Source organism: Streptomyces sp. NPDC091371, assembly GCF_040684275.1.
Classification (GTDB): Bacteria; Actinomycetota; Actinomycetes; order Streptomycetales; family Streptomycetaceae; genus Streptomyces.
The window spans coordinates 25,200-37,299 of sequence record NZ_JBFBFP010000002.1 but is presented as its reverse complement, the minus strand read 5'-3'; the positions used below and the strand labels follow the sequence as shown (position 1 = coordinate 37,299).

The 12,100-nt window shown below is 73.7% G+C and carries 4 protein-coding genes and 1 pseudogene; 2 read left to right on the top strand and 3 right to left on the bottom strand.

The window, feature by feature from the left end; all coding sequences use genetic code 11:
* Positions 1 to 43: 43 nt before the first annotated feature.
* Both AB0O21_RS03040 and AB0O21_RS03035 read right to left on the bottom strand, forming a co-directional pair.
* Complete coding sequence (locus AB0O21_RS03040) at positions 44 to 3,658, bottom strand: ATP-dependent DNA helicase (RefSeq protein WP_365166344.1); 3,615 nt, start codon at positions 3,656 to 3,658, stop codon at positions 44 to 46.
* A 294-nt stretch (positions 3,659 to 3,952) separates the two neighbouring features.
* Positions 3,953 to 4,321, bottom strand: coding sequence for an MGMT family protein (locus AB0O21_RS03035; RefSeq protein ID WP_365165502.1), 369 nt, complete (start codon positions 4,319 to 4,321; stop codon positions 3,953 to 3,955).
* Positions 4,322 to 4,431: 110 nt separating this feature from the next.
* On the opposite strand from AB0O21_RS03035, the gene AB0O21_RS03030 reads away from it, so the two are divergent.
* Positions 4,432 to 7,266, top strand: a complete 2,835-nt coding sequence (locus tag AB0O21_RS03030) for a lysylphosphatidylglycerol synthase transmembrane domain-containing protein (RefSeq protein ID WP_365165499.1) — start codon at positions 4,432 to 4,434, stop codon at positions 7,264 to 7,266.
* Between the two features lie 252 nt (positions 7,267 to 7,518).
* On the opposite strand, the pseudogene AB0O21_RS03025 reads toward AB0O21_RS03030, so the two are convergent.
* Positions 7,519 to 8,259: pseudogene (locus AB0O21_RS03025) on the bottom strand (YwiC-like family protein).
* A gap of 190 nt (positions 8,260 to 8,449) precedes the next feature.
* Between AB0O21_RS03025 and AB0O21_RS03020 the strand changes: the two are divergent.
* Positions 8,450 to 12,100, top strand: coding sequence for a nitrate reductase subunit alpha (locus AB0O21_RS03020; RefSeq protein WP_365165497.1), 3,651 nt, complete (start codon positions 8,450 to 8,452; stop codon positions 12,098 to 12,100).

Genomic DNA, 12,100 nt, shown 5'->3' with positions numbered 1-12,100 from the left:
CTCAAAAGGCTAGCCGCACGGACCGACAGCCCCGACCGCCCGCTCATTCCACGGTCTGGCGGCCCTCGGGGCGGGCGCTGCACGAGGCGCGGAACGAGCAGTGGTCGCACTGCCGGCCGGTGGCGGGCGCGAAGCGCTCGTCGAGGACCCGGCCCGCGGCGTTGGCGAGGAGGTCGCCGACCCACTCGCCGTGGAGCGGCTGCTGGGCCTGGATCTTGGGGTCGTCGGAGCCCTGGCGGAGCTGTACGAGCTCGGCCCCGCCGGGCTCGGGGCGCAGCCCGTCGAAGACCTCGTCGACGGCTCCCTCGCGGACGGCGAGCTGGTAGACGGCGAGCTGGGGATGGCGCGCGACCTCGGCCTTCGTGGGCGAGGACTTGCCGGTCTTGAAGTCGACGACGTACGCGCGCCCCTGCGGGTCCGCTTCGACCCGGTCCATGGAACCCCGGATGCGGACGGCGTACTCGCCCGCGTCGAGCGTGACGTCGAACTCGTGCTCCGTGGCCACGGCGGCCCGGCCGCCGCGGTCGGTGGTGTGCCAGCGCAGGAAGCGTTCGAGGGCGGCGCGGGCGTTGTCCTTCTCCTGGCGGGACTTCCAGGGCGCGTCGAAGGCCAGGGCGTCCCACACGGAGTCGAGGCGTTCCATGAGGACGGCCAGGTCGGCGGGGGTGCGGCCGGAGGCGACCTCGTCGGCGAGGACGTGGACGACGTTGCCGAAGCCCTGGGCGGCGGTGGAGGGGGCGTCGGCCTTCACCTCGCGGCCGAGGAACCACTGCAGGGAGCAGGTGTTGGCGAGCTGGTCCAGGGCGCTGCCGGACAGGGTGACGGGCCGGTCCCGGTCGCGCAGCGGGACGCTGCTGCGGGTGGGCTCGTACAGGCCCCACCAGCGCTGCGGGTGCGCGGCGGGCACGAGGGGGCGGTCCTCGTCGTCGGTGAGAGCGGCGAGGCGGGCGAGACGGCGGGCGGCCGCCTCGCGCAGCGCGGGCGAGGCGTCGGGGTCGACGGTGGTGGCGCGCAGCTCCGCGACGAGCGCGGGAACGGCGAGGGGGCGGCGGGGGCGGCCGCTGACGTCCTTCGGGGTGACGCCGAGCTCGGTGAGGAAGCGGGAGGGCTGGTCGCCGTCCTCGGCCGGTGCCTTGACGGCGGTGACGACGAGGCGGTCGCGGGCGCGGGTGGCGGCGACGTAGAAGAGCCTGCGCTCCTCGGCGAGGAGCGCGCCGGGGGTGAGGGGTTCGGCGAGGCCGTCGCGGCCGATGCGGTCGGCCTCCAGGAGGGAGCCGCGGCGGCGCAGGTCGGGCCAGAGGCCCTCCTGGACGCCGGCGACGACGACGAGGCCCCATTCGAGGCCCTTGGAGCGGTGGGCGGTCATGAGGCGGACGGCCTCGGGGCGGGTGGCGCGGGTGGTGAGGGTGTCGGCGGCGATGTCCTCGGCCTCGAGCTGTTCGAGGAAGTTGAGGGCGCCGCGGCCGCCGGTACGTTCCTCCGCGCGGGCGGCGGTGTCGAAGAGGGCGCAGACCGCGTCGAGGTCGCGGTCGGCGTTGCGGCCGGCGGTGCCGCCGCGGCGGGCCTGACGCTCGAGCCGCTGCGGCCAGGGGGTGCCGTCCCAGAGGGTCCAGAGGGCCTCTTCGGCGGTGCCGCCGCCCTGGAGGAGCTCGCGGGCCTTGCGCAGGAGCAGGCCGAGGCGCTGCGCGCCGCGGGCGTAGGCGGGGTCGTGCGCGGTGAGCCGCTCGGGCTCGGCGAGGGCGCGGGCGAGCAGTACGTCGGAGGGCGCGGGCACCTTGACGCCCGCGGCGCGCTCCTCGTCGCGCAGGGCGCGGCCGAGGCGGCGCAGGTCGGCGGCGTCCATCCCCCCGAGGGGGGAGGCGAGGAGGGTGAGCGCGGCCTCCACCCCGATCCAGCCGTGGGCTCCGCCGGGCTCGCCGCTCTCGGGGTCCGGCCCCGGCCCCGGCTCGCCCGCGGCGGGGTCGGCGGCCTCGGCGGGGCCGGGGGAGGTTTCCCGCCCACCCGCCCCAACGTTGCGAGCAAGCTCGCCCGCCTCGGCCGGGGCCGCGCCTGCGGCGGGGCCTGGGGAAGTCTCCCGCCCACCCGCCCCGAGGTTGCGAGCAAGCTCGCGCGCCTCGGCCGGGGCCGCGGCGGCGGCGACGGCGGGGTCGGCGTCCGGCCCCCGGCCGGGGGCGCCTGCGGCGGGCAGCTCGGGGTCCGGCCCCGGGCCCTGCTCGTCCGTGGCGGAGTCCGTGGCGGGCGCCGCAGGCGGGACGGAGGGGGCACCCGGGGTGGCGTCGGACGGGCTCGCCGCAGGCGGGACGGCGGGGGCGGCCTCGCCCAGCGCAGGCGGCGGGGTGGGGGCGGCCTCGCCGCGCGCAGGCGGCGCGGTGGGGTCGGCTGGGCTCGCCGCAGGCGAAGCGGCGGCGGTGCGGAGGGCGGTGAGGAGGGGGGCTACCGCCGGTTCGTGGCGGAGGGGGGTGGCGGTGGCGTCGGTTTCCGCCGGGACGCCCGCCGTGATCAGGGCGCGGCGCATCGCCGGGAGGGTGCGGCCGCCGGAGCGGACCAGGACGGCCATGTCCTGCCACGGGACGCCGTCCTCCAGGTGGGCGCGGCGCAGTATGTCGGCGATGTTGTCCAGCTCGGCGCCCGCCGTGGGGTACGTGTACACCTCCACCGCGCCGCCCTCCCGGGTCGGAGCGAGGTCGCGGTGCGCGCGTACGGCGGCTGCCGGGAGGCGGGGCAGCGGCATGCGGGTGGTGAGGAGGCGGGTGGCCGCCAGGAGGTCGGCCCGGGAGCGGCGGCCCACCGTGAGGGCCCGTACGTCCGCGCCCGGGAAGGCGGACTCGAAGTCCAGGGTGTTGTTGATGTCGGCGCCGCGGAAGGCGTAGATCGACTGGTCGGGGTCGCCGAAGGCGACCAGCGTGCCGGCCGGGCCGGTCAGCGCGCGCAGCAGCCGCAGCTGGGAGGCGTCCGTGTCCTGGTACTCGTCCACGAAGATCGCGTCGTAGGAGGAGGCGAGGGACGGGGTGCGCTCCGCCAGGAGGACGGCCCGGTGCAGCAGCTCCGCGTAGTCCAGCATGCCCTGGAGGTCCAGGACGTCCAGGTACTCGGAGAGGAAGGCCGCCGCCGCCTTCCAGTCCGGGCGGCCGATCCGCTCGGCGAAGGAGGACAGGGCGGAGGGGCCCAGGCCCAGCTCGCGGGCGCGGGCCAGCACGGCGCGGACCTCGTCCGCGAAGCCGCGCGTGGTGAGGGCGGCCCGCAGGTCGTCCGGCCAGCGGATGGCGTCGGCGGGGCGGAGCCGGCGCTGGCCCTCCAGGAGGGTGCGGACCATGACGTCCTGCTCGGGGCCCGACAGCAGCCGCAGCGGGTCCGCGAAGAGGTCGGTGTCCTGGTGGGCGCGGACCAGGCCGTAGCAGAAGGAGTGGAAGGTGGTGGCCTGCGGCGCCCGCGCGCCGCCGAGGCGCAGGGCGGCCCGGTCGCGCAGTTCCACCGCGGCCTTGCGGCTGAAGGTGAGGATGAGGATGCGGGAGGGGTCCGTGCCCGCTTCCACGCGGGCCGTCACCGCTTCGACCAGCGTCGTCGTCTTGCCCGTGCCCGGTCCGGCGAGGACCAGCAGGGGGCCGCCGGGGTGCTCAACCACCGACCGCTGGGCTGCGTCCAGCACAGGGGGATCCACCCGTTCCGGCCCGGTGCGCACGAGGCGGTACGCGTCGGGGGTCCGCGTACGCCGCCGTTCGGTGCGGCGGTCGGAGTCGGAGGAAGGGGTGATCACGTGAGGTGCCGGTCCTGGTCGTCCTGGGCGTGCTGGCCGGTGGGCTGGGTCTGCGGGCCGCGCCGCGGCGGTCCGCGGAGAAGCCGAAGAGGCAACGCTACGGCAACCGGGCGACGCCGCGCAGTCCCCCCGGGTACCCCGTACGGGCGTTCGCACTGTCACTCGACCGCCCGCCCGGGCCCCGCATGGCCGAAGCTGTCAGGTGTGAGCCTCGTCGCGCGTGCCGTCCCGTCCGGGATCCCCGGGGTCCCCGTCCCAGCGCGCCCGGCGCATGTCCAGCCGTGCCTCGCCGCCCGCCGTCCGGCGCAGCGGGGTGGCCTCCGCGCGGTAGTGCTCCAGCGCGCGCAGCTCGTGTCCGGGCAGGGGTACGCCGTCCGCCCGCACCACCCGCCACCAGGGCACGGCTCCTCCGTAGAGGGCCATGACGCGGCCGACCTGACGCGGTCCGCCCTCGCCGAGCCACTCGGCGACGTCCCCGTACGTCATCACCCGGCCGGGCGGAATCCGCTCGGCCACCTCCAGTACGTGCTCCGCGTAGGCGGGCAGCTCCTCGCTCATTCGGCCCATGGTGCAGCACGCCGGCGGCCCGTCGGCGGAAGCTCGGGTTCCATACCGGCGCGCACCCTGATGCCCCGCTCCCCGGTCGGTCCGTGCCACCATCTTCCGGGCGGTGACTGGTGATACGTGATCAAGAAGAGACGGATGTGACGACGAAGGAGCAGGGTGTGAGCCCTCCGAACGGCGCGGCGGCGAACGACGACGCGCGCCCTTCCGACGGCATCGACGACGGCACCCACAACCGCGCTCATGAGGACGGCACCCGCCCGGATTCCACCGGGCACGGTCGCGAGGACGGCCCCGGGGAGGGCCCCGGAGCGGGCCCCTTCAACGGCCCCGAGGACGGCCCCCACGGACATGTCCCCACGGCCGCGGACCAGGTCGAGGTCGACGAACCGCTGCTCGCCGCCCGTGTGCACCGGCCGTCCGACCTCGTACGCCTCCTCGTCGGCATCCTCGGCATCGCCGTCGTGCTCGGCATCTCCGCCTTCGCCCACGGCACCACCGCCGGCCTGGAAGCCGACATCAACCAGGGCACCGGCGCCGCACCCGACCTGCTGATCAAGGTCGCCGCGCTCGTCTCCAGCATCGCCGTGCTGCTGCTCCCCGTCGCCTTCGCCATCGAGCGGCTGATCAAGCGCGACGGACTGCGCATCGCCGACGGCGTGCTCGCCGCCGTTCTCGCGCACGGGGTCACCCTCGCCACCGACCTGTGGGTCTCCCAGGCTGCCCCCGAGACCATCCAGGACGCCCTGACCCTCCCCGCCGGCACCGCCGGGGACCTCACCGATCCGGTGCACGGCTACCTCGCGCCCGTGATCGCGTACATGACCGCCGTCGGAATGACCCGCAGACCGCGCTGGCGCGTGGCGCTGTGGGTGGTGCTGCTGCTCGACGCCTTCACGATGCTGGTCAGCGGCTACACCACACCCTTCTCGATCATCCTCACCGTGCTCATCGGCTGGAGCGTGGCGTACGGAACCCTGTACGCCGTCGGCTCGCCGAACGTGCGCCCCACCGGGCAGAACCTGCTCGCGGGACTGCGCCGGGTCGGCTTCCAGCCGGTCAGCGCGATGCGTGCCGAGATCACCGAAGGCGGCCCGGAGGCCTCCGAGACCGGCGACCGGGGGCGGCGCTACCACGTCACCCTGGAGGACGGGCCACCGCTCGACGTCACCGTCGTCGACCGCGAACAGCAGGCCCAGGGCTTCTTCTACCGGGTCTGGCGCCGGCTCACTCTGCGCGGCATCACCACCCGGCGCAGCCTGCAGTCGCTGCGCCAAGCCCTCGAACAGGAGGCCCTGCTCGCGTACGCGGCCATCGCCGCCGGGGCGAACGCGCCGAAGCTGATCGCCACCTCCGAGCTGGGCCCGGACGCGGTGATGCTCGTGTACGAGCACCTGGACGGCCGGACCCTGGACTCCCTCTCCGACGAGGAGATCACGGACGACCTGACCCGCAGCACCTGGAAGCAGGTGCGCGCCCTGCAGTCGCGCCGGATCGCGCACCGGCGGCTCACCGGGGACGCACTGCTGGTGGATCGTTCCGGCAACGTCATCCTCACCGACCTGCGCGGCGGCGAGATCGCGGCCGGCGACCTGGTCCTGCGGATGGACGTCGCCCAGCTGCTCACCACGCTCGGCCTGCGGGTCGGCGCCGAGCGCGCGGTCGCGTCGGCGGTGTCGGTGCTCGGCCCCGACATCGTGGCCGACTGCCTGCCGCTGCTCCAGCCGATCGCGCTGAGCCGGTCCACCCGGGCGACGCTGCGCAAGCTGGCCCGGGAGCGGGCGGACCGGCAGCGGGAGGCCGTACTGGAGTCCTCGCGGGCGGCGAAGGCGGCGCGCGAGGCGGACGCGGCGGACGCCGGCGGGTCGGGCTCCGCGTCGGCGGCGGCCGACCGCAAGGCCCAGAAGAAGGCGCTGGACGACGCGCTGGACGGGGCCCGCGAAGAGGACCTCCTCAGCCAGATCCGCCAGCAGGTGCTGCTGATCCGCCCGCAGGCCCCGGTGGAGCCGGCCCGGCTGGAGCGGATCCGGCCGCGCACGCTGGTGTCGTTCATCGCGGGCGCGTTCGGCGCGTACTTCCTGCTCACGCAGCTCGCGCACGTGGACTTCGCGACCATCGTCGGCAAGGCCCAGTGGGGCTGGGTCGGGGCGGCGCTGGCCTTCTCGGCGCTGAGCTACTTCGCGGCGGCGATGAGCCTGCTGGGCTTCGTGCCGGAGCGGGTGCCGTTCCTGCGGACGGTGGTCGCGCAGGTCGCCGGGTCCTTCGTGAAGCTGGTGGCGCCGGCGGCGGTGGGCGGTGTCGCCCTGAACACCCGCTTCCTCCAGCGGGCCGGGATCCGGCCGGGGCTCGCGGTCGCGAGCGTGGGCGCCTCGCAGCTGTTCGGGCTGGCGAGCCATATTTTGCTGCTGCTTTCGTTCGGCTACCTGACCGGGACCGAGAAGACGCCGGAGATGACGCCGTCCAGGACGGTCATCGCCGGTCTGCTGACGGTGGCGGTACTGGTCCTGGTGGTGACGGCGGTCCCGTTCATGCGGAAGTTCGTCGTGACGCGGGTCCGGGCGCTGTTCGCGGGCGTGGTGCCGCGCATGCTGGACGTGCTCCAGCGGCCGCAGAAGCTGCTGACGGGCATCGGCGGGATGCTGCTGCTGACGGGCTGCTTCGTGATGTGCCTCGACGCGTCGATCCGCGCGTTCGGCGGCGGCGAGGCCATCAGCTACGCGAGCATCGCGGTGGTCTTCCTCGCGGGCAACGCGCTCGGTTCGGCGGCGCCGACGCCGGGTGGCATCGGGGCTGTGGAGACCACGCTGACGCTGGGTCTGATCGCGGCGGGCCTGGAGAAGGAGGTCGCGATCTCGGCGGTGCTGTTGTTCCGGCTGATGACGTTCTGGCTGCCGGTGCTGCCGGGGTGGGTGTCGTTCAACTTCCTGACCCGCAAGGAAGCCATTTAGCCTCCGGCTCGGTGCGCGTGTGGGGGTGTGCCCGTCACCCCTACGGCGCTCCGCGCCCGCGCCTCAAACGCCGGCGGGGCTGGGATTTGCTGCGCAAATCCAGCCCGCCGGGCGGAAACTCCAGCCTCGCCGGCGCCCACCCAGCCCCGCCGGCGTTTGAGGCGCGGGGTCTGGGGCGGAGCCCCAGTTTCGGGAAGGGGCAGGGTGGGGGAAGGCCCCGCGCAGCGGCCCGCGCGCAAGGGGCCGCCGGGGTCAGAGCACCGCGGGCAGCGTCAGCAGCAGCGCCGCCGAGCAGGCCAGTTCGACCGCGCCCACCACCGGCACCCGCACCCCCCGGCCCGGGAGGGCGGCGGCTCGGGCCAGGTAGGCCGCGAAGGGGGCCGCCAGCCAGGGCGAGAGGCAGGTCGCCGCCGCCAGGGCCGCCGCGTGGTAGGTCACCGAGCCGACCCGGTACGCCCGGGAACCGCGCTCCCGGATCATCGTCTTGACGTACGGGACCGTCCCCGCGAAGTAGAGCAGGCAGGCCACCGCCGCCGGCCAGGCGGCACCAGGCCCGAGGCCCCCCAGGCGGGCCGCCACCAGGAGCATCCCGCACGCCGGGACCACCGCCGCCAGCCCGTTGGCCAGGGCCCGCTCCCGGTTCCGCCAGGCGTGGTGGGTGTTGACCGCCACGAACGGCGCGGCGAGCAGCGCGGCCACCAGCAGTCACGGGTGCAGTGCCGCCGCCGGGAGCGCCGTCACCGCGAAGGCCGCCGCGAACACCAGCGTCGGGAGCCGGTGCCGCCGCGCCGACCGCAGGCCCCGCGCGTGCAGGCGTAGCCACTGCTGGCCGTGGAAGACCGCGATGTATCCGAGGAGCCACGCCGCGAACAGCAGCGCGTGCGCCCACCCCGGCCGGGGGGCCATCAGCGTGCCCGCCAGGAACGGCACCGCGAGCATCGCCCACGCCCCGTGCTGGTCCGGGAGCCATGTGCGTCCTGATCTTCTCGCCATCGTCAATTGGAATTTCTGCGCGCAATTTGCCTCCACCGCAGTGAAGTTGGACCACATCCAGCCTGGCATCCACTCGGCCTGTGAAATACCGGAAAGAGGTCACGCCCGCACGGGACCTTTGTCACCGGGTTCGGCTTTTCGGCGGGCGTAGCGTCGATACGCACCATTGTTTTCGGCCTGGAGGGTCGCTTTGCAGGAGCGTCAGGACGCCGCGGACCCACTCGTCAGGGCGGGCAGTTTCTTCACCCGCGCCGAGGTCTCCGAGGACCTGCGCACCGTCCATCACACGGGCGGTCGCGCGGGCGAGGCCTTCTACCGGGACCGGTGGAGCCACGACAAGGTCGTGTACTCGACCCACGGCGTCAACTGCACCGGCTCGTGCCGGTGGAAGGTGTACGTCAAGGACGGGATCATCACCTGGGAGACCCAGGCCACCGACTACCCGTCCGTGGGCCCGGACCGGCCCGAGTACGAGCCCCGCGGCTGTCCTCGTGGGGCTTCCTTCTCCTGGTATTCGTATTCGCCCACCCGGGTGCGCTACCCCTATGTGCGGGGCGTGCTGCTGGAGATGTACCGGGAGGCGAAGGAGCGCCTCGGCGATCCCGTGCTGGCGTGGGCCGATGTCCAGGGCGACCCGGAGCGCCGCCGCGCCTACCAGCGGGCCCGCGGCAAGGGCGGTCTGGTGCGGGCGAGCTGGGAGGAGGCGACGGAGATCGTCGCCGCCGCGCACGTGCACACCGTCAAGGAGCACGGCCCGGACCGCGTCGCCGGCTTCTCGCCGATCCCCGCGATGTCGATGGCCTCGCACGCGGCCGGCGCCCGCTTCCACTCCCTCATCGGCGCGCCGATGCTGAGCTTCTACGACTGGTACGCCGACCTGCCCGTGGCCTCCCCGCAGGTGTTCGGAGACCAGACCGATGTGCCGGAGTCCGGTGACTGGTGGGACGCCGCGTACCTGATGATGTGGGGCTCCAACGTCCCCGTCACGCGTACGCCCGACGCGCACTGGATGGCGGAGGCGCGTTATCGGGGCCAGAAGGTCGTCACCGTCTCCCCGGATTTCGCGGACAACACGAAGTTCGCCGACGAATGGATGCATCCGCACCCCGGCACGGACGGTGCGCTGGCCCTGGCGATGGGGCACGTCATCCTGAAGGAATTCTTCGTCGAGAAGGAGACGCCCTTCTTCGCGGATTACGTGCGGAAGTACACCGATCTGCCTTTCCTCGTATCGCTCAAGGAGACGGAACAGGGGCTGGTGCCGGGAAAGTTCGTCACCGCCGCCGATCTCGGGCGGGAAACGGAGAACGCGGACTGGAAGACCGTCCTCATCGACGACGCGACGGGTGAGCCGGTCGTCCCGAACGGCACGCTCGGGCACCGCTGGGGGAAGAACGAGACCCCGGAGTGGAATCTGGACCTCGGCGGGACCGTTCCCCGGCTGACGCTGCTGGGAGAGGGCGGCACCGCCGAGGTCAAGCTGCCGCGGTTCGAGGACGACGAGCGTGGCGGCACCGTGCGCCGCGGGGTCCCTGTCCGCCGCCTCGGCGGGCGGCTCGTCACCACCGTGTTCGACCTGATGCTGGCCCAGTACGGAGTCGGCCGCGCGGGCCTGCCCGGCCAGTGGCCCACCGGCTACGAGGACGCCTCCCAGCCCGGCACCCCCGGCTGGCAGGAGTCGCTGACCTCGGTCCCCGCGGCCCAGGCCGCCCGCGTGGCGCGGGAGTTCGCGCGGACGGCCGAGCAGTCGAAGGGCCGCTGCATGATCCTCATGGGCGCGGGCACGAACCACTGGTTCCACTCCGAGACCATCTACCGCTCCTTCCTCGCCCTCCTCACCCTCACCGGCTGCCAGGGCCGCAACGGCGGCGGCTGGGGCCACTACGTCGGCCAGGAGAAGTGCCGCCCGGTCACCGGCTGGGCCACGCTCGCCGCCGCCTCCGACTGGTCGCGTCCGCCGCGCCAGATGATCGGCGCGGCCTGGTTCTACCTCCACACCGACCAGTGGCGTTACGACACCCTCCCCGCCGAGGCCCTGGCCTCCCCGCTGGGCACGGGCGCCTTCGAGGGCATGACGGGATCCGACTGCCTGGCGGCGAGCGCCCGGATGGGCTGGATGCCGTCCTACCCGACCTTCGACCGCAATCCGCTGGAGCTGGGCGAGGCCGAGGACCCGGTCGGCGAAACGGTTCGCCGCCTCAAGGACGGCACGCTCGGCTTCGCCGGCGAGGATCCCGACGCGCCCCGCAACTGGCCGCGCGTGCTCAACGTATGGCGGGCGAACCTGCTCGGCTCCAGCTCCAAGGGGAACGAGTACTTCCTCAAGCACCTCCTCGGCACGCACTCCAACCTCCCCGAGGACGGCCCGCGCTGCATGCCGAAGGACGTCACGTACCGGGAGGAGGACGTGGAGGGGAAGCTCGACCTGCTGATGACCATGGACTTCCGGATGACGTCCACGACGCTGCTGTCCGATGTGGTCCTGCCGGCCGCCACCTGGTACGAGAAGCACGACCTGTCCTCCACGGACATGCACCCCTTCCTGCACGCCTTCACCCCGGCCGTGGACCCGCCCTGGCAGGCCCGCTCCGACTACGACGCCTTCCGCGGCCTGGCCGAGCGCTTCGGCGCACTCGCCAAGACCCACCTGGGCGTGCGCAAGGACCTGGTGGCGACCGCCCTCCAGCACGACACCCCGGGCGGTGAGATGGCCCAGCCGGGCGGGGTCGCCCTCGACTGGTCGAAGGGCGAGTGCGAGCCCGTACCGGGCCGGACGATGTACAACCTCGCCGTGGTGACGCGCGACTACGGGGCGGTCGGCGAGAAGTTCGCCGCGCTCGGCCCGCTGGTCGACGGGCTCGGCGTGACCACGAAGGCCATCACCTTCGACGTGGCCGAGGAGGTCGCGTACCTCGGCGAGAAGAACGGCCTGGTCAGGGGCGGGGTCGCCGACGGCCGCCCGCGGCTGGACACGGCGCGGCGGGCCTGCGAGGCGATCCTCTCCCTGTCCGGCACCTCCAACGGGCGCCTCGCCACCCAGGGCTTCGAGACCCTGGAGAAGAAGGTCGGCACGCACATGGCCCACCTGGCCGCCGAGGCCGAGGGCAAGCGGATCACCTTCGCGGACACCCAGGCCCGCCCGGTCCCGGTGATCACCTCGCCGGAGTGGTCGGGCTCGGAGGCCGGCGGGCGCCGCTACACCGCCTTCACCGTCAACACCGAGCACCTCAAGCCCTGGCACACCCTCACCGGCCGCCAGCACTTCTTCATCGACCACGACTGGCTGCACGAGGTCGGGGAGTCGCTCCCCGTCTACAAGCCGCCGCTGAACATGCACACCCTGTACGGGGAGCCCGAGTTGGGCGTCGTCGATGAGAACGCGAAGTCGGTCGCGGTGCGGTATCTGACCCCGCACAACAAGTGGGCCATCCACAGCCAGTACCAGGACAACCTCTACATGATGACGCTGGGCCGCGGCGGCCAGACGGTGTGGATGTCCCCGCAGGACGCGGAGGCGATCGGCGTCGCCGACAACGACTGGATCGAGGCCGTCAACCGCAACGGCGTGATCACCGCCCGCGCGATCGTCTCCCACAAGATGCCGCCCGGCACGGTGTACATGAACCACGCCCAGGAGCGGACCGTCGGCGTCCCGAAGACGGAGAAGACGGGCCGCCGCGGCGGCATCCACAACTCGCTGACCCGGGTGATGCTCAAGCCCACCCACCTCATCGGCGGCTACGCCCAGCTGACCTGGGCCTTCAACTACCTGGGCCCGACCGGTAACCAGCGCGACGAGGTGACGGTCATCCGCCGCCGCGACCAGAAGGTGGAGTACTGA